A 20,308-nucleotide genomic window follows, 5' to 3' on the forward strand; every position below is an offset into this window, starting at 1 on the left:
AAAAAACCGCAAGGTCAATCACGCGCAAAAAAGATTCTACTTCGGCGCCAGCTCCCTGAGATGACGTGCGACTGCAATCCATGCACCGATATAACCCAACAGCACCGCGCCAAGCAAGAGCGACAGACCGTCGGCAACTGGCACTCCGGCCAGCGCGAAATCACTGCCGTACAAGCCGGCCAGTCCAACCACCGCGTCGTTCAGCCAGTTCAGGCCGAACGCCAGCACACCCCAGGACAGAACCCCCGCACCGAAGCCATACAACGCGCCCATATAAAGGAAGGGGCGCCGTACATAGCTGTCAGTGCCGCCGACGAGTTTAATCACTTCTATCTCTGTGCGGCGGTTTTCAATATGAAGACGAATGGTATTGCCTATCACCAAAAGTAATGCAGACACCAAAAGCACCGTCAGACCGAAGACGAAACGATCACCGAGCTTGAGGATGGCGGCCAGACGCTCGACCCAGACTAGATCAAGTTGCGCCTGTTGTACCTTCGGCAGCTCGGAAAGTTTTTGTCTTAATGCTTCCAGAGTCGGCTTGTCGACCTCGTTCGGGGTCACCAGCACCACGCCCGGCAGCGGGTTCTCCGGCAGCTCGCGCAGGGCTTCGCCCAGACCGGACTGCTGCTGAAACTCTTCCAGCGCCTGATCACGACCGACATATTCGGCATCAGCGACGCCGGGCATGCCTTTGATCTGCTCGCGCAACGATTCACCCTGCGCGGGCGTGGCATCCAGCTGCAGGTACAGCGAAATCTGCGCCGCACGCTGCCACGAACCGCCGAGACGCTCGACGTTGTTGATCAGCAGTGACAAACCCATCGGCAGGCTCAGCGCCACAGCCATCACCATGCAGGTGAAGAAGCTGCCGATCGGCTGCTTGCCGAGGCGCCGCAGGCTGTCGAGCAGGCTGGCACGGTGACTTTCGATCCACGAACGCAACAGGGTGGAAAAGTCCGGGCCGTCGTCATCGTCGTGTTTTTTCTTCTTTGGCGGTTGCGGGTCGGCGGCTTTCGGGGCCACGCGCTCGGAAACCTTTGGACTGCGTGTCGCACTCATACGCCGGCCTCCCCGTCGCCGATCAGTCGGCCGCGTTGCAGAGTCAGCATGCGGTGGCGCATGCGCGCAATCAGGGCTAGGTCGTGACTGGCGATCAGCACGCTGGTGCCCAAGCGGTTGATGTCTTCGAACACGCCCATGATCTCGGCCGCCAGACGCGGGTCGAGGTTACCGGTCGGTTCGTCCGCCAGCAGCAGGGCCGGACGGTGGACGATGGCGCGGGCGATGCCGACGCGCTGTTGCTGACCGGTGGACAGGTCGCCCGGGTACAGATCGGTTTTATCCGACAGCGCCACGCGCTCCAGCGCCGAATCGACGCGCTTGGCGATTTCGGCCTTGGACAAGCCGAGAATCTGCAGCGGCAGCGCGACGTTGTTGAACACCGTGCGATCGAACAGCAACTGGTGATTCTGGAACACCACGCCGATCTGCCGACGCAGGAACGGAATCTGCGCGTTGCTGATGGTGCTCAGATCCTGCCCGGCCAGCAGCAGTTTGCCGCTGGTCGGACGCTCCATCGCCAGCAACAGGCGCAACAGCGTGGACTTACCGGCACCGGAGTGACCGGTGACAAACAGAAACTCGCCACGACGGACTCGAAAGCTCAGCTCATGCAAGCCGACGTGACCGTTCGGGTAGCGTTTACCGACCTGTTCGAAACGAATCATGAACGCTCCCGTTCGGCAAACAGTGCCTGGACAAAGGGTTCGGCTTCAAAGGTACGCAGATCGTCGATGCCTTCACCGACACCGATGTAGCGGATCGGCAGACCAAACTGCTTGGCCAGGGCGAAAATCACCCCGCCCTTGGCGGTACCGTCGAGCTTGGTCAGCGCCAGGCCGGTCAGTTCGACGGTCTGGTTGAATTGCTTGGCCTGGTTGATCGCGTTCTGACCGGTGCCGGCATCAAGTACCAGCAGCACTTCGTGCGGTGCGTCGGCGTCGAGCTTGCCGATCACCCGGCGAACTTTCTTCAGCTCTTCCATCAGGTTGTCTTTGGTGTGCAGACGACCGGCGGTGTCGGCGATCAACACGTCGATGCCACGGGCCTTGGCGGCTTGCACGGCGTCGAAGATCACCGAAGCAGAGTCGGCGCCGGTGTGCTGGGCGATCACCGGGATCTTGTTGCGCTCGCCCCAGACCTGCAGCTGCTCAACGGCAGCGGCGCGGAAGGTGTCACCGGCGGCGAGCATGACTTTCTTGCCTTCCAGTTGCAGCTTCTTCGCCAGTTTTCCGATGGTGGTGGTCTTGCCAGCGCCATTGACGCCGACCACCAGAATCACGAACGGCTTGTTCTGCGAGGCAATTTTCAGCGGCTGCTCGACCGGCTTGAGCATCGCCGCCAGCTCGGCCTGCAACGACTTGTACAGCGCGTCGGCGTCGGCCAGTTCTTTGCGGGCGACCTTCTGGGTCAGGCGCTGGATGATCTGCGTGGTGGCTTCGACACCGACGTCGGCGGTCAGCAGACGGGTTTCCAGCTCATCGAGCAGGTCGTCATCAATGGTTTTACGGCCGAGAAACAGGCTGGCCATGCCCTCGCCGATGCTGGCGCTGGTTTTCGACAGGCCTTGCTTGAGGCGGGCGAAGAAGCCGACTTTGGTTTCTTCGCTGCGCGGGGCTTCCACTGGCGCTTCAGCAACCACTTCTGCCGGCACCACCGGAGCAACGACGACCGGTGCAGGTGCAGGTGCAGGTGCAGGTGCAGGTGCAGGCTCGGGCTGCTGAACGACCGGCGCAACAGGGGCAACGAACACCGGGGCCTCTGGCTCGGGAACAACCGGCGCAGGCTCGACAACCGGCTCAACCAATGGCGCCGGAGCGACTTCAGGGACGAACGCGGCAGGTGCAGGAATCGGCGGCGTCACATGCGGCGCAGCCTCTTCGACCAAGGCCACCGGCTCTTCCGCCACCGGCAAGGTCAGCCACGGCTCGGCCGCCGGCGTCAGTGGCAGCTCGGCCGCTACCGGGGTTTCAGGTTCTGGCTCGGGCTCGACCGGTTGCAGCACCGGCTCGGCAATCGGCAGCACAATCGGCGCCGGCTCTTCTTCTATAGCAGGCGCTGGCGTCGGAGCCGGTTCAGGAATCGCGGGCGGCTGTTCGACGACGGGTTCCTGCGGTTTCTTACGCAGCCATCCGAACAGGCTTTTCTTCTCGCCAGCCGCAGCTGGGGTCTTCTTGTCGTCGTTGGAACCAAACATGGAGGACGGCTATCTCACGGTAGCGACGCGCCATAAGGGCGCCCCGGCAAATAAATATTCGATGCAGAACAGACTGTGTTTCATCCAGCTTGTTCACGCGCAACATTTTGTCGAGGCGCCAGCGGCACCCCAAAGATTCGTATTAACGAAGGACTAAACCGGCAAAATCGGCGAAAAAGCGAAGTCTAGTCGATAAACCGCAGCTTTCTGCCGCCAACCTATACAACCGCATCAGGCCTGAAAACCTGATAGGCGTGGTCGCCGGTAAAACGGATCAGTATCCTAGCACCCTCTCGCCCGCCGACGCTAAGACCAAGCGGGCAGCCCAACAGGTTAAAAAACGAATGAATGCTCTAGCCCGCCGCGCTGCAGGCCTGCTGCTCAGCACAGTCTGCCTGCCCCTTTCGGCCCTGGCGGCCGACCCGCAACCGACCCACGAATTCACCCTCGACAATGGCCTGAAGGTCGTCGTGCGCGAAGACCATCGCGCGCCGGTGGTGGTGTCGCAGGTCTGGTACAAGGTCGGTTCCAGCTACGAAACTCCGGGCCAGACCGGCCTGTCCCACGCGCTTGAGCACATGATGTTCAAGGGCAGCGAGAAAGTCGGTCCCGGCGAAGCCTCGCTGATCCTGCGCGACCTGGGCGCCGAAGAAAACGCCTTCACCAGCGACGATTTCACCGCTTATTACCAAGTGCTGGCCCGCGACCGTCTGGGCGTAGCGTTCGAACTGGAAGCCGACCGCATGGCCAATCTGCGCCTGCCGGCTGACGAGTTCGCCAAGGAAATCGAAGTCATCAAGGAAGAGCGTCGCCTGCGCACTGACGATAAGCCGATGTCCAAGGCTTACGAGCGTTACAAGGCGATGGCTTACCCGGCCAGCGGCTACCACACACCGACCATCGGCTGGATGGCCGACCTGGACCGGATGAAGGTCGAAGAGCTGCGCCACTGGTATCAGTCCTGGTATGTGCCAAACAACGCCACGCTGGTAGTGGTCGGCGACGTCACCCCCGATGAAGTGAAGACCCTCGCCCAACGCTACTTCGGGCCGATTGCCAAGCGCGACGTGCCACCGGCGAAGAAACCGCTGGAACTGGCCGAGCCGGGTGAGCGCCAGATCACCCTGCATGTGCAGACCCAACTTCCCAGCCTGATGCTCGGCTTCAACGTGCCAAGCATTGCCACTGCTGAAGACAAGCGCTCGGTCAACGCCCTGCGCCTGATCTCGGCGCTGCTCGACGGCGGTTACAGCGGGCGCATCCCGACGCAACTGGAGCGCGGTGAAGAGTTGGTCTCGGGCGGTTCGTCGAGCTACGACGCCTACACCCGTGGCGACAGCCTGTTCACCCTGTCGGCGACGCCGAACACCCAGAAGAAAAAGACCATGGCGCAAGCTGAAGCCGGTCTGTGGAAACTGCTGGAACAGCTGAAAACCACCGCACCGTCCGCCGAAGAACTCGAGCGCGTGCGGGCACAAGTGATTGCCGGCCTGGTGTTCGAACGTGATTCGATCACCAGTCAGGCCACCGCCATCGGCCAACTGGAAACGGTCGGTCTGTCGTGGAAGTTGATGGACACCGAACTCGCCGACCTGGAAAGCGTGACCCCGCAAGACATCCAGAACGCCGCCAAGCTGTATTTCACCCGCGAACGTCTCAGCGTCGCCCACGTCCTGCCACTGGAGACGACTCATGAGTGAGCGCAAATCCCCACGCCTGTTGCTCGGCCTGATCGCCATTGCAGTGATCGGCTCTGCCGCGTTCTATCTGATGCCCGGTGTCAAAACCGACGCCAGCGAAGCACTGGACAACGCCAAGACCAGCCAGAAGCTGCAATCGCTGGCCGAACTCGATGGCAAGGCCCCTGCCAGCCGCAAGCTCGACGTGCAGACCTGGAACACCGCCGAAGGCGCCAAGGTGCTGTTCGTCGAAGCCCATGAGCTGCCGATGTTCGACATGCGCCTGATCTTCGCCGCCGGCAGCAGTCAGGACGGCAATGCACCGGGCCTGGCAGTCCTGACCAACGCCATGCTCAACGAAGGCGTGGCCGGCAAGGACGTTGGCGCCATCGCCCAAGGCTTCGAAGGCCTCGGTGCGGATTTCGGCAACGGCGCCTACAAGGACATGGCGCTGGCTTCGCTGCGCAGTCTGAGCGCCGCCGACAAGCGCGAGCCGGCGCTGAAGCTGTTCTCCGAAGTGGTGGGCAAACCGACCTTCCCGGCCGACTCCTTTGCGCGCATCAAGAACCAGATGCTCGCCGGTTTCGAATACCAGAAACAGAACCCCGGCAAACTCGCCAGCCTCGAGCTGATGAAGCGTTTGTACGGCGATCACCCATACGCGCACTCCAGTGACGGCAATGCGCAGAGCGTGCCGAAGATCACTCTGGCGCAACTGCGTGAATTCCACGCCAAGGCCTACGCGGCCGGCAACGTGGTGATCGCGCTGGTCGGTGACTTGTCTCGCGCCGAGGCCGAGGCGATTGCCAATCAGGTCTCCGGCGCCCTGCCCAAAGGCCCGGCGCTGGCGAAAATCGCCCAGCCGCAGGAACCGAAGGCCAGCGTCAATCACATCGAGTTCCCGTCGAAGCAGACCAACCTGTTGCTCGCGCAGCTGGGCATCGACCGTGACGACCCGGATTACGCGGCGCTGTCGATGGGTAACCAGATCCTCGGTGGCGGCGGTTTCGGTACGCGCCTGATGAGCGAAGTGCGCGAGAAGCGTGGCCTGACCTACGGCGTGTACTCGGGTTTCAGCCCGATGCAGGCTCGCGGCCCGTTCATGATCAACCTGCAAACCCGCGCGGAAATGAGCGAAGGCACCCTGAAACTGGTGCAGGACGTGCTCGCCGATTATCTGAAGACCGGCCCGACCCAGAAAGAACTCGACGACGCCAAGCGCGAGCTGGCCGGCAGCTTCCCGCTGTCCACCGCAAGCAACGCCGATATCGTCGGCCAACTGGGCGCCATGGGCTTCTATAATCTGCCGTTGAGCTATCTGGATGACTTCATGCGTCAGTCCCAGAGCCTGACGGTCGAGCAGGTCAAAGACGCGATGAACAAACACCTGAGCACGGACAAACTGGTCATCGTCAGCGCTGGCCCGACCGTGCCGCAAAAGCCGTTACCGGCCCCATCTGATAAACCTGCCGAGCAACCGCTCGGGGTTCCGGAGCATTAATGGCTACTCGTCCTAAAAAACCTGCGCAGAACGTTCACAACGGTGTGAACCAGCTGCGCATCATCGGCGGCGAATGGCGCAGCCGCAAACTGAGCTTCCCCGATGCGCCGGGCCTGCGCCCGACGCCGGATCGCGTGCGCGAAACCCTGTTCAACTGGCTCGCGCCGTATGTGGCCGGGGCCAAGGTGCTGGACCCGTTCGCCGGCAGCGGCGCGCTGTTTCTCGAGGCTCTGTCCCGTGGCGCGGCCATGGGCCAGGCGCTGGATGCCAGCCACGTAGCGGTATCGAGCCTGAAGGAACACCTCGGCACCCTGCGCTGCACCAACGGCCAGGTGCAGACCGCCGACGCGCTGCGTTATTTGGAAACCCAGGTCGCCACGCCGTTTGATCTGGTGTTCCTCGATCCGCCGTTCAACCAGAACCTGCTTCCGGCCGTCTGCACCCTGCTGGAAGAGCGCCAATGGCTGGCGCCGGATTCGTGGATCTACACTGAAAGCGAGACCGCGCCTTCGACGCTGGGCCTGCCGGGCAACTGGCGCCTGCACCGCGAGCAGAAATCCGGGCGGGTGTACTACGCGTTGTGGCAACGTATGGCAGCTAACTGAACATATTGAACAACCTGTGGCGAGGGAGCTTGCTCCCGCTGGACTGCGCAGCAGTCCCAAAAAAGGGCCGCTTCGCGCCCCAGCGGGAGCAAGCTCCCTCGCCACAAAAGGTGTGTGCCCTCTGGAAACTGAACGCTTCACCCCCGCCTTCGGCCTCGGCAATCCGCACCTGCAAACCTTGTGGGGGCCGCTCTGGCGCAAAACCGTCCACCTTGATCGCGAGCGTGAACGCTTGTGGCTGGACGACGGGGATTTCCTCGATCTCGACTGGCATGGCCCGCACAGCGCCGAGGCGCCGCTGGTGCTGGTATTGCACGGGCTGACCGGCTCTTCAAATTCACCCTACGTCGCCGGAATTCAGGCCGCCCTCGCCGCACAAGGCTGGGCCAGCGTCGCGCTGAACTGGCGCGGTTGCTCCGGCGAACCCAACCTGCTGCCGCGCAGTTACCACTCCGGCGCCAGCGAAGACCTCGCCGAAGCCATCAGACACCTGCGCGCCAAGCGCCCGCTGGCGCCGCTGTATGCGGTCGGTTATTCCCTCGGCGGCAATGTGTTGCTCAAGCATCTGGGCGAGACCGGCAGCGACAGCGGCGTGCTCGGTGCAGTGGCGGTGTCGGTGCCGTTTCGTCTTGATCAGTGTGCAGACCGCATTGGCAAGGGATTTTCCAAGGTTTATCAGGCGCACTTCATGCGCGAGATGGTCGCCTACATCAAGAACAAGCAACGCCAGTTCCAGCATGACGGACGCGAGGATGGCCTGGCGGCTCTGGCGGCGCTCGGCTCGCTGGAGAACATGCGGACTTTCTGGGACTTCGACGGCCGGGTCACCGCGCCGCTGCACGGCTTTACCGATGCCGAGGATTACTATCGCCGGGCGTCGAGTCGCTACTTTCTCGGCGAGATCCGCACCCCGACCCTGATCATTCAGGCCGCTGACGATCCGTTCGTGTTTCCCCACAGCCTGCCGACGCCCGAGGAGCTGTCCACCAGCACCCGGTTCGAGCTGCAGGCCAAGGGTGGGCATGTCGGCTTCGTCGATGGCACGTTGCGCCAGCCCGGTTACTACCTGGAACGGCGCATCCCGCAATGGCTGGCCCGTGTGACGTCATGAGCGATCAGGGCGAGTCGATCCGGTTCTGGCAAACCGCGCCGCTGGCCGGGGTCGAGTTGCTGTCGGCGCGCTACATCGAGCATCGCTTCGCCCCGCATGTCCACGACGGTTATGTGATCGGCATGATCATGGCCGGTGCCCAGCGTTATCGCTATCGCGGCGCCGAGCACCTGGCCGGCAGCGGCACCCTGGTGTTGATCAACCCGGACGAATTGCACACCGGCCACAAGGGCACCGAGGACGGCTGGCTGTACCGGGCGTTTTATCCCGATACCGGACAGATCGTTTCACTGCTCGAAGAACTGGAACTGCCCACCGCGCCGATGCCGGCCTTCGGCGCAACGCTGTACCGCGACCCGGATCTGGTCAACGGTTTCTGTCAGTTGCATCGCTTGCTGGAAAGCCCCGCCACCGCGCTGCAACAGCAAACGGTATGGCGCGAGATGATGATGCTGCTGTTGCAGCGGCATGCGGCGGTGCAGATCAACGGCAAACCGGGAAAAGAACACCGTGCGGTGGTAATGGCCAAGGAACTGCTGCATGCGCAACTCGCTGCGCCGCCGTCGCTGGAAGAGCTGGCGGCCGCAGTGAATCTGTCGCCCTTCCACTTCGCCCGGGTGTTCCGCCGCGCCACCGGCATGCCGCCGCACACCTGGCTGATGCAGCAACGCATCGCCACGGCCCGGGGTTTATTGCAGAGTGGTTGTCTGCCGGTGGAAGTCGCCATGCAGTTGGGTTTTGCCGACCAGAGTCATCTGAGCCGGCAGTTCAAGCAGGTGTATGGCGTGGGGCCGGCGGCGTATCGCAGTGCCCGACAATCTATCGGCGACGATTAACCCCTGTGGGAGCGGGCTTGCTCGCGAAAGCGATGTTTCAGCAGACATCATGGTTGACTGACAAACCGCTTTCGCGAGCAAGCCCGCTCCCACATTGGGGGTATGGTGACTTTATTCGCCCGTGGCGATACCTCTGGAAGGCTCGTTGATCCACTCACTCCACGACCCGGCATACAACGAACCCAGCGGATACCCCGCCAGGCACAACGCGAACAGATTGTGACACGCCGTCACCCCGGAGCCGCAGTAAGCGACCAGCTCCGAAGGCGAACGCTCGCCGAGTTTCGCAGCAAAGCGTTGCTTGAGCTGCTCTGCTGGCAGGAAGCGTCCGTCGCTGCCGAGGTTTTCGGTAAACGCTGCGCATTGCGCGCCGGGAATGTGCCCGGCAATCGGATCGATCGGCTCCACCTCACCCTTGAAGCGCGGCAAGGCCCGGGCGTCGAGCAACGTCAGCGCTGACTGGCCGAGGCGCTTGTGCAATTGCTCGGCGCTCAGCAGCAGCTTCATGTCCGGCTGACCACTGAAGTTGCCCCGGCTGACCGACGGCGCATCCAGACTCAGCGGCAGACCCGCCGCGTGCCAGGCCTTCAGCCCGCCGTCGAGAATGAACACGCCATCGCGCTTGCCCAGCCACGCCAGCAACCACCAGGCGCGAGCCGCATAGGCACCGGGGCCGTCGTCGTACAAAACCACATCGCTGTCGGCATGGATGCCCCAGGCTTGCAGACGTTCGATCAGCGCCGCAGGCTCAGGCAACGGGTGACGTCCGGTGACGCCTTTGACCACCTTGCCACTGAGGTCGCGCTCAAGGTCGGCGAAGTGGGCGCCGGCGATGTGCCCTTCGGCATAGCTGCGCTGCCCGTAGTCCGGGTCTTCGAGGGCAAAACGACAATCGAGAATCACCAGCCCCGGCTGCTCCTTGCGGGCATCCAGTGCATTCGGGCTGAGCAGTTGCGCAATCGGCATAGCGGACTCCTGTGAGCGATTTCGAAATGGGTTTAGCGCCCTTCCTCGAGGGCCTGGGCCAGCGGCACGTAGAACTCGTCGAACAAGGCATTCACCTCTTCGCGGGCCTGATCGGTGACGAATCCGGCTTCCAGCACCAGCACCTGATACACGCCACGCTTGATGGCCTGTTCGCTGAGGTGGTTGGAGTTTTCCCGGGTGGTGCACAGAAAGCGCACCCACGAGGTGAGGATGATCCAGGCATTGATCGTCAGGGATTCGATCTGCACCCGATCCATCTTGAGAATGCCGGCGGCGACGAAGCCCTCGTAGATCGCCATGCCCTGAATCACGCAGCGCTGAGAGAAACGCCGGTAGCGCGCGGCCAGGTCCGGATCGCTGTCGAGCAGGTGTTCGAGATCGCGATGCAGAAAGCGGTAGCCCCACATCGCCGACAGCAGCTCCTTGAGGTAATAGCGCTTGTCTTCGACGGTGGCGGCACGCCCCTGCGGCGGGCGCAGAAAGCTGTCCACAAGCGTCTCGTACTCACTGAACAGCACGGCGATGATCGCCTGCTTGTTCGGGAAGTGGTAGTACAGATTGCCCGGAGAAATCTCCATGTGCGCGGCGATGTGATTAGTGCTGATGCTGCGCTCGCCCTGCTGATTGAACAGTTCAAGGCTGTTCTGCACGATGCGCTCGCTGGTTTTTATTCGTGGGGCCATGGCTTGAGCTTTAATTCAGAGTGCGGTGAGGGGCATCTTACGACCTAACCGGAACTGGATAAAACAAAGCTGTGTCGGGAAGTCATTTGACTTTCTAGAGCATAGACTCTAGAACGTCATCACTACAATAAATCCGGAGCCGACGATGACTGCCGACATTGCTTATCTGCAAACGCTGCAACAGCCCCTGGAAGAGCTGGATCGGCTGTTCGCGGCACAGCGCGCCGCCTATGCCGCCAACCCGATGCCAGCGGCAGATCAGCGCCAGCAATGGCTCAAGGCGTTGCGCGAGTTGCTCAGCGATGAGCGCCAGGCCCTGATTGACGCTATCAGCGCAGATTTCAGTCATCGCAGTGCCGATGAAACCCTGCTCGCCGAACTGATGCCCAGCCTGCACGGCATTCATTACGCCAGCCGCCATCTCAAGGGCTGGATGAAGTCGTCGCGACGCAAAGTCGGCATGGCCTTTCAACCGGCGTCGGCGAAAGTCGTGTATCAGCCGCTCGGCGTAATCGGCATCATCGTCCCGTGGAACTACCCGTTGTACCTGGCCATCGGCCCGCTGGTCGGCGCACTGGCGGCGGGTAACCGGGTGATGCTCAAGCTCAGCGAATCGACCCCGGCCACCGGCCAGTTGCTCAAAACCCTGCTGGGGCGAATTTTCCCCGAAGATCTGGTCTGCGTGGTGCTTGGCGAGGCCGATGTCGGCGTGGCGTTTTCCCGTCTGCGCTTTGATCACCTGCTGTTCACCGGCGCCACCAGCATCGGCAAACACGTGATGCGCGCCGCAGCGGAAAACCTGACCCCGGTGACCCTCGAACTCGGCGGCAAGTCCCCGGCCATCGTCTCCCGCGACGTGCCGCTCAAGGACGCCGCCGAACGCATCGCCTTCGGTAAAACCCTGAATGCCGGGCAGACCTGCGTCGCCCCCGATTACGTGCTGGTGCCGCAAGACCGCGTCGGCGCGTTCGTCGAGGCCTATCGTCAGGTGGTCAAAAGTTTCTATCCAACCCTCGCCGACAACCCGGACTACACCGCGATCATCAACGAGCGCCAACTGGCCCGGCTCAACGGTTATGTCAGCGACGCCACGAGCAAGGGCGCGCTGCTGATCCCGCTGTTCGAACAGGGCCAGGGCCGGCGCATGCCGCACAGCCTGCTGCTCAATGTCACTGACGAGATGACCGTGATGCAGGACGAAATCTTCGGCCCGTTGCTGCCGATCGTGCCATATCAGGATCTCGATCAGGCGTTTGCTTACATCAATCAGCGCCCGCGTCCTCTGGCGCTTTACTACTTTGGCTACGACAAGCGTGAGCAAAACCGCGTGCTGCACGAAACCCACTCCGGCGGCGTGTGCCTGAACGACACCCTGCTGCACGTGGCGCAGGACGACATGCCGTTCGGCGGCATCGGCCCTTCGGGCATGGGCCACTATCACGGCCACGAAGGCTTCCTGACCTTCAGCAAGGCCAAGGGTGTGCTGATCAAACAGCGCTTCAATGCAGCGAAGCTGATTTACCCGCCTTACGGCAAGTCAATTCAGAAACTGATCCAGAAGCTGTTCATCCGCTAATCTCGTCACCGCCGGGTAATAACAACAATGCACCCAAGCCTGACCGAAACACCTGCCCTGTCGCGCCGTGGCCTGCTGAAATTCAGCCTCGGCGCCACAGCATTTCTCGCCACCGCCGGCCTCGGCGCCAGCCTCAGTGGTTGTTCATCGAGTGTCGCAGCCAATGGCTTCGTCACTTTGCGTGACGGCGACCTGCTGTTTCTGCGCGCGCTGATTCCGGTGATGCTCGAAGGCGCCGTGGCCGCCGAAAAAATGCCCGGCGCCGTCGATGGCACCCTCAAATCGCTGGACTACAGCCTCGATCACCTGTCGCCGGAAATGCTCAAACTCACCCGGCAATTGTTCGATGTGCTGGCCATGGCGGTCACCCGCGGGCCGCTCACGGGCATTTGGGGCAGTTGGGAAAACGCCAGCCCCGAGGCAATGCGCCACTTCCTCGAGCGCTGGCAGAACAGTTCATTGAGCCTGCTGCGCATGGGCCACAGCTCATTGCAGCAGATGGTGATGATGGCCTGGTACACCCGCGCCGAGTCCTGGGGCCATTGCGGCTACCCCGGCCCGCCTACTGTTTGAAACCGAGTCGCGCCCTTCGCGAGCAGGCTCGCTCCCACAGGGGGCTGCGGTGCAAATGTGGGAGCGAGCCTGCTCGCGAAGGGACCCGCAAGAACAACAAGAACAAGAGAACCTGATCAATGCCCGTACCCGACCCGTTCCGCGAAGGCCTCGCCCGTGGCTGGAAAACCTACAACGGCGCACAGCTGACCGCCGACCTGACGCTGCAAGCCGATGTGGCGATCATCGGCAGCGGTGCCGGTGGCGGCACCACGGCAGAAATCCTCAGCGCCGCCGGCTACAAAGTGCTGCTGATCGAAGAAGGCCCGCTCAAGACCAGTTCCGACTTCAAGATGCTCGAAGACCAGGCCTACAGCAGCCTCTATCAGGAAGGCATCGGCCGCATGAGCAAGGACGGCGCGATCACCATCCTCCAGGGTCGTGCGGTCGGTGGCACCACGCTGATCAACTGGACCTCGAGTTTCCGCACGCCCGAGCCGACCCTCGAGCACTGGGCCAAGGAGCACAACGTCAAAGGCCACAGCCCGGCCGAGATGGCGCCGTGGTTCGAAAAAATGGAACAGCGTCTTGGCGTCGCGCCGTGGATGGTCCCGCCCAACGCCAACAACGACGTGATCCGCAAGGGCTGCGAACAGCTCGGCTACAGCTGGCACGTGATCCCGCGCAACGTGCGTGGCTGCTGGAACATCGGCTACTGCGGCATGGGCTGCCCGACCAACGCCAAGCAGTCGATGCTGGTCACCACCATCCCGGCGACGCTGGAAAAGGGCGGCGAGTTGCTGTACCTGGCCCGCGCGGAAAAACTACTGATCAGTGGCGACAAGATCACTGGCCTGCAATGCGTGGCGATGGACGAGCGTTGCGTCGCGCCGACCGGCCATACCATCACGGTCAAGGCCCGGCATTACGTGCTGGCCGGCGGTGGCATCAACAGCCCGGCACTGCTGCTGCGCTCGGATGCACCGGATCCGCATCAGCGCCTCGGCAAACGCACGTTCCTGCATCTGGTGAACATGTCCGCCGGGCGTTTCGACGAGGTGATCAACCCGTTCTACGGCGCGCCGCAGTCGATCTACTCGGATCATTTCCAGTGGAAGGACGGCACCAGTGGGCCGATGGGCTACAAACTCGAAGTGCCACCGCTGCAACCGGCACTGGCCGCGACCTTGCTCGGCGGTTTCGGCCAGCAGAATGCCGAACACATGGCCGACCTGCCGCACACCCACGCGATGCTCGCGTTGCTGCGCGACGGTTTCCACCCGGACAGCCCCGGCGGCAGTGTCGAACTGCGCGGTGATGGCTCGCCGGTGCTCGACTATCAAGTCTCGCCTTATGCCTGGGAGGGCCTGCGCCGCGCCTTTCACAGCATGGCCGAGATCCAGTTTGCCGGCGGCGCCAAAGCCGTAATGCCGATGCACGCCGATGCGCGCTACGTGAAAACCCTGGCCGAAGCCCGCACGCTGATCAACGGTCTGAGCCTTGAGCTGTATCGCACGCGCTTGGGCAGTGCCCACGTGATGGGCGGTTGTGCGATGGGCGAAGAGCCGAAAAACGCAGTTACCGACAGCCTTGGCCGGCATCATCAACTGAGCAATCTGTCGATTCACGATGGCTCGCTGTTCCCCACCAGTATTGGCGCCAACCCGCAATTGTCGGTGTATGGGCTGACAGCACAATTGGCGACTGCCCTCGCCGATCGGCTGAGAAATCCGTGAAAAAACCGGTTTATCGCGTCGTCTATAGTGCTTTCTTACCCAACAGGCGACTTGGCCGACCGGGACGGCTGCGATACCATCCGACTCCCCAACGGACTCCCGCCAGGACGACGCGATGAACCGAGTGTTGTACCCAGGTACCTTCGACCCTATTACCAAAGGGCATGGCGATCTGGTCGAACGCGCCTCGCGCCTGTTCGATCACGTGATCATTGCGGTCGCCGCCAGCCCGAAGAAAAACCCGCTGTTCCCGCTGGAACAACGGGTTGAGCTGGCTCGCGAGGTCACCAAACACCTGCCCAACGTCGAAGTGGTCGGCTTCTCGACGCTGCTGGCGCATTTCGCCAAGGAACAGAACGCCAATGTGTTCCTGCGTGGCCTGCGTGCGGTGTCGGACTTCGAATACGAATTCCAGCTGGCCAACATGAACCGCCAGTTGGCCCCGGACGTCGAGAGTCTGTTTCTCACCCCGTCCGAGCGTTATTCGTTCATTTCCTCGACGCTGGTGCGGGAAATCGCCGCGCTGGGCGGCGATATCAGCAAGTTCGTGCACCCGGCCGTGGCCGATGCCCTGACCCTGCGCTTCAAGAAGTAACGACCGTTCAAACGGCGCCCGCGTGCACTGCGGGCGCCAATGCGGCACAATTGCGCGCATTGATTTATTGCGCCCGGGCCTGCCGCCCCGGCTGGAGTTAGCATGTCCCTGATCATCACCGACGATTGCATCAACTGCGACGTCTGCGAACCCGAGTGCCCGAACGCCGCCATTTCTCAAGGCGAAGAGATCTACGTGATCGACCCGAACCTGTGCACCCAGTGCGTCGGCCACTACGACGAGCCGCAGTGCCAGCAGGTCTGCCCGGTGGATTGCATTCCGCTGGACGAGGCGCATCCGGAAACTGAAGAACAGTTGATGGAGAAGTACCGCAAGATTACCGGCAAGGCCTGAGTCCTTCAGCGCCTGTTCCGACGCCATCGCGGGCAAGCCCGCTCCCACAGGGTTGTGTGGTGATACACAAATCGTGTGAACACCGAAATCCTTGTGGGAGCGGGCTTGCCCGCGATGAGGCCATCAATAACACCGCTGATCTCGGATCAGCTCACTCACGCTGCTCAAACCCCTCCCCCGTACACCCCAGACACCGCACAAACGCCGCTTTCGCCGGATCCACCACCAGCGCCTGCCCCGCATCGCCGACCCCGCCACCCAGCGCGGTAAACGGCAATGACACCACAAACACCCCCGCACCCAGCACCGTTGCCACCACCAATAAAGGTCGGGCAATCAGCAAATCGCCGATCATGGCGTAGGCGGGAGGGTTCTGGATGGTGTAGCGCGGATCACCGCTGCCATGCTCCGCGGCCTGAACGGCCAGGCTGGAACACAGCAGCAGTGCGGCAAACAGGACTTGCAAGGACTTCATGGCACGATCCTTCGGGCTGAACAGTGAGACAACTCACTATAGACCGTAGGACTTTTTCAGATTTTTGCCTCAGGTCTGGCAGCGCGGACAGAACACACTGGCCCGTTGCCCCAGCTTCACTTCCCGCAGGCCAGTACCGCAGACCTTGCAGTGTTCACCACCGCGACCATAGACAAACAGTTCCTGCTGGAAGTAGCCGGGCTGCCCGTCACCGCCGATGAAATCCCGCAACGTGGTGCCGCCGCGCTCGATGGCTGCGGCGAGGATGCGTTTGATCTCGATCGCCAGCTTCAGATACCGCGCGCGGGAGATGCTCTTGGCTTCGCGGCGCGGATCGATCCCGGCGGCGAACAGCGCTTCGGTCGCGTAAATATTGCCGACGCCTACCACCACCGCGTTGTCCATGATGAACGGCTTGACCGCCATCGAACGCCCACGCGACAGCTGGAACAGGCGCTCGCCGTCGAACAGATCGGTCAACGGCTCCGGCCCGAGGCGAATCAGCAGTTCGTGATTGAGCGGATCGGTACTCCACAGCATCGCACCGAAGCGGCGCGGATCGGTGTAGCGCAACGCCAGACCGGATTCCAGTTCGATATCGACGTGCTCATGCTTGAGCGCCGGCAACCCGACTTCGACCAGCCGCAAGTTGCCCGACATGCCCAGGTGGCTGATCAACGTGCCGACTTCGGCATTGATCAACAAATACTTGGCCCGCCGCTCGACCAGCACGATGCGCTGCCCGGACAGGCGCACATCGAGGTCTTCGGGGATCGGCCAGCGCAGCCGACGATCCCGCACGATCACCCGGCTGACGCGCTGGCCTTCCAGGTGCGGAGCAATGCCCCGGCGGGTGGTTTCGACTTCCGGCAATTCAGGCATGACGTTCTCGAATCAATGCGCGCCGAGGTCGCGGATCGTCTGTTTGAGGGTTTCGAAATCGTAGTCCGACAGACCGACGTAATCGAGAATCAGCGGGCCGATGCTGTTCCACTCGTGGTCTTCGGTCTGATTGCCCAGTACCCGGTAAGACGCACAGATGTGCTCGGCCATCTTCAGGATCGCCAGCAGATTCTTCATCTGGCTGTTGCGCGAGGATTCGTCGCTGAAGATCGCCAGCGCATTGTGGTGATTGGCGATCGCCGTGCTGACGTGTTCCGGCAGGCGCCACGACTTGGCGGTGTAGTAGCCGACCACGGCGTGGTTGGTATTGAACTCGGCGTTCTCGGTGTCCACCACCCGGCATTCGGCGCTGGCATTGGCGTAAGCCTTTTCCAGTACCGACATGTAGTTGGGGAAGCGCTGCAGCATCAACGGCACGCCGCAGTCGTGGAACAGCCCCAAGGCATAAGCTTCGTCGCCGGCCTGGGTGCCGATGCGCTTGGCCAGGGTCAGGCAGGTCATCGCCACGTCCTGGGCAGTGTCCCAGAAACGGTTGAGGGTGACGATGGTGTCATCGTTCATCTCGCCTTTGATCGACTGCGCGTTGATCAGGTTGATGATCGAACGGCTGCCCAACAGATTCACCGCACGCTGGATCGAAGTGATCTTGTTGCTCAGGCCGTAATACGGCGAGTTGACGATTTTCAGCAGAGAACCGGACAGGCCGGGATCCTGGGCGATCAGCTTGGCGATCACCTCCAGGTCCGGGTCGGGCATGTACTGCTCCATCTGCAGATCCACCATGATCTGCGGCTGCGCGGGCACGCTGATGCCTTGCAGGGATTGTTGAATCTGTTCGGTGGTCAGCTCTTGGGACATAAGTACACACTCTGGGACAGGCGGCGATTCTAACCTCTAAAAACCGCAGGACGACACACCAGTGGGCAATTGTCAGGAACTTTCATTCACGCTCAGGCTTCGGAATCTGTAATGCCCATGGGATGACTCAGCTCCCGTGCGGCGGCAAACGTCCACAGACTCAGGAGCTTAGCGATGGCCACTACTCTCAACGGCAAACGCGTCGCCATTTTAGTAACAGACGGTTTCGAACAGGTCGAACTGACCGGGCCCAAGCAAGCACTGGAGCAGGCCGGCGCCCAGGTCGACATCCTTTCGGCCGAGGCCGGCAAGGTCAAAGGCTGGAACCACGACAAACCGGCGGATGACTTCAAGGTCGATCAGACCTTTCAAGGCGCCAGCAGCGAGCAGTACGACGCGATCGTCCTGCCGGGTGGCGTGCAGAACTCCGACACCATTCGCATCGATCAGGATGCCCAGCATCTGGTCAAGACCGGCGCCTCCGCCGGCAAACCGATTGCAGTGATCTGCCATGGCGGCTGGCTGCTGATTTCCGCCGGGCTGGTCAATGGCAAGACCATGACCAGTTTCAAGACACTCAAGGATGACCTGGTCAATGCCGGGGCCAACTGGGTGGATAAAGAAGTGGTCAAAGACGGCCACCTGATCAGCAGCCGTCAGCCGGATGATATTCCGGCGTTCAACAAGGAGTTGATCGACGCGCTCTCTGCCTGATCTGGGGGGTTGTGAGTTTATGTGGTGAGGGGATTTATCTGTGGCGAGGGGATTTATCCCCGATGGACAGCGCAACTGTCCCAAATTGACTCACGCGGTCAGTCAGAAAACTGCGTTGGGGGTTTGCGGCTGCTGCGCAGCCGATCGGGGATAAATCCCCTCGCCACAGGTAATGTCTTCCACCGGCAATGACTTGCCACATGTCCACTCACCAGCCAATCAGGCCGAGCAACACGGTATACTCCCGCTCTTTTTTCCGGAGCGACGTCATGTCCCTGCCTAGCCTGCGCCTCAAAGCCAACGCCGACCGTCGCCTGCGCAACGGCCACTTGTGGGTCTACAGCAACGAAATCGATGTGGCTGCCACGCCACTGCACGGCTTCAAGGCCGGCGATCAGGCGATCCTCGAAGCCGCCGGTGGCAAGCCGCTGGGCATCGTCGCGATGAGCCCGAACAACTTGATCTGCGCGCGCCTGTTGTCGCGCGACATCAAGCTGGCGCTGGACAAGTCGCTGCTGGTGCACCGCCTGAACGTGGCCCTGTCGCTGCGCGAGCGCCTGTTCGACAAACCGTTCTACCGCCTGGTCTACGGCGACTCCGATCTGCTGCCGGGTCTGGTGGTCGACCGTTTCGGCGACATCCTCGTGGTGCAGATCGCCTCGGCGACCATGGAAGCGCATAAAGATGACGTGATCGCTGCACTGACTCAAGTGCTCAAGCCAAGCGGCATTCTGTTCAAGAACGACTCCGCCGCTCGTGATGCCGAAGGCCTCAACCGTTACGTCGAAACCGTGTTCGGCCTGGTGCCGGAGTGGGTCGCCCTGGAAGAGAACGGCGTGAAATTCGAAGCACCGGTCATCGGCGGCCAGAAAACCGGCTGGTTCTACGACCACCGCATGAACCGCGCCCGTCTGGCCCCCTACGCCAAAGGCAAACGCGTCCTCGACCTCTATAGCTACATCGGTGGCTGGGGCGTGCAGGCTGCGGCGTTCGGTGCCAGCGAAGTGTTCTGCGTCGACGCGTCGGGCTTCGCCCTCGACGGCGTCGAGCGTAACGCCGCGCTGAACGGTTTCGCCGACAAGATGACCTGCATCGAAGGCGACGTCTTCGAAGCGTTGAAGGAACTCAAGGCCAGCGAAGAACGTTTCGACGTGATCGTTGCCGACCCGCCAGCGTTCATCAAGCGCAAGAAAGACATGAAGAACGGTGAAGGCGCCTACCGTCGTCTGAACGAGCAAGCCATGCGCCTGCTGACCAAGGACGGCATTCTGGTCAGCGCTTCGTGCTCCATGCACCTGCCAGAGGACGATCTGCAAAACATCCTGCTGACCAGCGCCCGTCACCTGGACCGCAACATCCAGATGCTCGAGCGCGGCGGTCAGGGCCCGGACCACCCGGTACACCCGGCCATCGCCGAGACTCGCTACATCAAGAGCATCACCTGCCGCCTGCTGCCTAACAGCTGATCGGCCCATGAAACGGGGAGCCTGCGGGCTTCCCGTTGGCTTTACGGCGATGCAATGTCGTCGAATTTCTTCCTCTTTCCTACAACTAACTTCCTACATGCATGCAGGACATTTCCCTGCGCATTACATTTCAACATCTAATACTTACAATTTTGCCCTTGCACCACGCCCACTCCGACAAAATTAATAGAAATTTCCTACCCAAGTATCGCTTGCCAATAATTCATTACAACCTATTATTAAGTTGTCACCACGACGGTGACATTCACTCTCAATGAACAAGGAGTTCATACTTATGAAAGCAATTACTCTGGAAACCAACCAAATCGCAAACCTGGCCTTCCTGGTTGCACCTAAAGCCCGCTAAGTGAGCCAGAACGCTGGGGAGTGCCGGCACCCCAGCGTTCTTCCGACCCGT

At 61.7% G+C, this 20,308-nt stretch carries 20 protein-coding genes; 12 read left to right on the plus strand and 8 right to left on the minus strand.

Annotated elements, in window-relative coordinates:
• Window positions 1–36: 36 nt before the first annotated feature.
• Genes ftsX through ftsY form a run of 3 tightly spaced genes read right to left on the minus strand, consistent with a single transcriptional unit; the run spans window position 37 to window position 3,259 of the window.
• Window positions 37–1,062: a permease-like cell division protein FtsX gene (gene ftsX / locus QRN61_RS01165; protein WP_007964135.1), complete on the minus strand. Its 1,026-nt coding sequence runs from the start codon at window positions 1,060–1,062 to the stop codon at window positions 37–39.
• Complete coding sequence (ftsE, locus tag QRN61_RS01170) at window positions 1,059–1,730, minus strand: cell division ATP-binding protein FtsE (protein ID WP_003229148.1); 672 nt, start codon at window positions 1,728–1,730, stop codon at window positions 1,059–1,061. The genes ftsX and ftsE overlap by 4 nt, the downstream gene beginning before the upstream one ends.
• Window positions 1,727–3,259, minus strand: a complete 1,533-nt coding sequence (gene ftsY, locus QRN61_RS01175; RefSeq protein ID WP_285373029.1) for a signal recognition particle-docking protein FtsY — start codon at window positions 3,257–3,259, stop codon at window positions 1,727–1,729. Before ftsY ends, ftsE begins: the two co-directional genes overlap by 4 nt.
• A gap of 344 nt (window positions 3,260–3,603) precedes the next feature.
• Between ftsY and QRN61_RS01180 the strand changes: the two genes are divergently transcribed.
• From QRN61_RS01180 to QRN61_RS01200, 5 genes are all read left to right on the plus strand, one after another.
• The gene (locus tag QRN61_RS01180) at window positions 3,604–4,959 is read left to right on the plus strand and encodes a M16 family metallopeptidase (RefSeq protein WP_025112091.1); all 1,356 of its coding nucleotides are present in this window, start codon (window positions 3,604–3,606) and stop codon (window positions 4,957–4,959) included.
• Window positions 4,952–6,439: a M16 family metallopeptidase gene (locus QRN61_RS01185; RefSeq protein ID WP_285373030.1), complete on the plus strand. Its 1,488-nt coding sequence runs from the start codon at window positions 4,952–4,954 to the stop codon at window positions 6,437–6,439. Before QRN61_RS01180 ends, QRN61_RS01185 begins: the two co-directional genes overlap by 8 nt.
• Entirely contained in the window at window positions 6,439–7,044 is a 606-nt protein-coding gene (rsmD, locus tag QRN61_RS01190) for a 16S rRNA (guanine(966)-N(2))-methyltransferase RsmD (protein ID WP_097088957.1), read from the plus strand. The genes QRN61_RS01185 and rsmD overlap by 1 nt, the downstream gene beginning before the upstream one ends.
• Window positions 7,045–7,156: 112 nt before the next feature.
• On the plus strand, window positions 7,157–8,155 hold the full coding sequence (locus QRN61_RS01195; protein ID WP_285373031.1) for a hydrolase: 999 nt from the start codon (window positions 7,157–7,159) through the stop codon (window positions 8,153–8,155).
• Window positions 8,152–8,991 (plus strand): AraC family transcriptional regulator, encoded by an 840-nt coding sequence (locus QRN61_RS01200; protein ID WP_183784904.1) that lies wholly within the window; start codon window positions 8,152–8,154, stop codon window positions 8,989–8,991. Before QRN61_RS01195 ends, QRN61_RS01200 begins: the two co-directional genes overlap by 4 nt.
• A 111-nt stretch (window positions 8,992–9,102) precedes the next feature.
• Here QRN61_RS01200 and QRN61_RS01205 read toward each other — a convergent pair whose 3' ends face one another.
• Both QRN61_RS01205 and QRN61_RS01210 read right to left on the minus strand, forming a co-directional pair.
• Entirely contained in the window at window positions 9,103–9,957 is an 855-nt protein-coding gene (locus QRN61_RS01205) for a sulfurtransferase (protein ID WP_285373032.1), read from the minus strand.
• 32 nt (window positions 9,958–9,989) lie between these two features.
• Entirely contained in the window at window positions 9,990–10,661 is a 672-nt protein-coding gene (locus tag QRN61_RS01210; RefSeq protein WP_027610562.1) for a TetR/AcrR family transcriptional regulator, read from the minus strand.
• Between the two features lie 145 nt (window positions 10,662–10,806).
• Here QRN61_RS01210 and QRN61_RS01215 point away from each other — a divergent pair, with 145 nt between their 5' ends.
• The 5 genes from QRN61_RS01215 (at window position 10,807) to QRN61_RS01235 (ending at window position 15,474) form a co-directional block, all read left to right on the plus strand.
• Complete coding sequence (locus QRN61_RS01215; RefSeq protein ID WP_285373033.1) at window positions 10,807–12,237, plus strand: coniferyl aldehyde dehydrogenase; 1,431 nt, start codon at window positions 10,807–10,809, stop codon at window positions 12,235–12,237.
• A gap of 27 nt (window positions 12,238–12,264) precedes the next feature.
• Window positions 12,265–12,810 carry a twin-arginine translocation pathway signal protein gene (locus tag QRN61_RS01220; RefSeq protein ID WP_285373034.1) on the plus strand — a complete coding sequence of 182 codons (546 nt, stop codon included), beginning with the start codon at window positions 12,265–12,267 and terminating at the stop codon, window positions 12,808–12,810.
• 119 nt (window positions 12,811–12,929) lie between these two features.
• Window positions 12,930–14,525, plus strand: a complete 1,596-nt coding sequence (locus QRN61_RS01225; RefSeq protein WP_285373035.1) for a GMC family oxidoreductase — start codon at window positions 12,930–12,932, stop codon at window positions 14,523–14,525.
• A gap of 115 nt (window positions 14,526–14,640) precedes the next feature.
• Window positions 14,641–15,120: a pantetheine-phosphate adenylyltransferase gene (gene coaD / locus QRN61_RS01230; protein ID WP_003229157.1), complete on the plus strand. Its 480-nt coding sequence runs from the start codon at window positions 14,641–14,643 to the stop codon at window positions 15,118–15,120.
• 102 nt (window positions 15,121–15,222) lie between these two features.
• Window positions 15,223–15,474 (plus strand): YfhL family 4Fe-4S dicluster ferredoxin, encoded by a 252-nt coding sequence (locus tag QRN61_RS01235; RefSeq protein ID WP_003195146.1) that lies wholly within the window; start codon window positions 15,223–15,225, stop codon window positions 15,472–15,474.
• Window positions 15,475–15,625: 151 nt separating this feature from the next.
• Here QRN61_RS01235 and QRN61_RS01240 read toward each other — a convergent pair whose 3' ends face one another.
• The 3 genes from QRN61_RS01240 to QRN61_RS01250 all read right to left on the minus strand — a co-directional run bounded on the left by QRN61_RS01240 (window position 15,626) and on the right by QRN61_RS01250 (window position 17,656).
• Complete coding sequence (locus QRN61_RS01240) at window positions 15,626–15,949, minus strand: multidrug transporter (protein WP_115985931.1); 324 nt, start codon at window positions 15,947–15,949, stop codon at window positions 15,626–15,628.
• A gap of 69 nt (window positions 15,950–16,018) precedes the next feature.
• A complete protein-coding gene (gene mutM, locus QRN61_RS01245; RefSeq protein WP_003229159.1) occupies window positions 16,019–16,831 on the minus strand; it encodes a bifunctional DNA-formamidopyrimidine glycosylase/DNA-(apurinic or apyrimidinic site) lyase in 813 nt (270 codons plus the stop codon).
• A 12-nt stretch (window positions 16,832–16,843) separates the two neighbouring features.
• Window positions 16,844–17,656, minus strand: a complete 813-nt coding sequence (locus tag QRN61_RS01250) for an HDOD domain-containing protein (RefSeq protein ID WP_171061892.1) — start codon at window positions 17,654–17,656, stop codon at window positions 16,844–16,846.
• Window positions 17,657–17,884: 228 nt separating this feature from the next.
• Between QRN61_RS01250 and QRN61_RS01255 the strand changes: the two genes are divergently transcribed.
• Together QRN61_RS01255 and QRN61_RS01260 are read left to right on the plus strand one after the other, a co-directional pair.
• The gene (locus tag QRN61_RS01255; RefSeq protein WP_095137562.1) at window positions 17,885–18,424 is read left to right on the plus strand and encodes a type 1 glutamine amidotransferase domain-containing protein; all 540 of its coding nucleotides are present in this window, start codon (window positions 17,885–17,887) and stop codon (window positions 18,422–18,424) included.
• Window positions 18,425–18,693: 269 nt separating this feature from the next.
• Window positions 18,694–19,890 carry a class I SAM-dependent rRNA methyltransferase gene (locus QRN61_RS01260; RefSeq protein ID WP_047596614.1) on the plus strand — a complete coding sequence of 399 codons (1,197 nt, stop codon included), beginning with the start codon at window positions 18,694–18,696 and terminating at the stop codon, window positions 19,888–19,890.
• Window positions 19,891–20,308 lie beyond the last annotated feature (418 nt).

The sequence above is a fragment of the Pseudomonas sp. lyk4-TYG-107 genome, from assembly GCF_030209055.1.
GTDB lineage: Bacteria > Pseudomonadota > Gammaproteobacteria > Pseudomonadales > Pseudomonadaceae > Aquipseudomonas > Aquipseudomonas putida_A.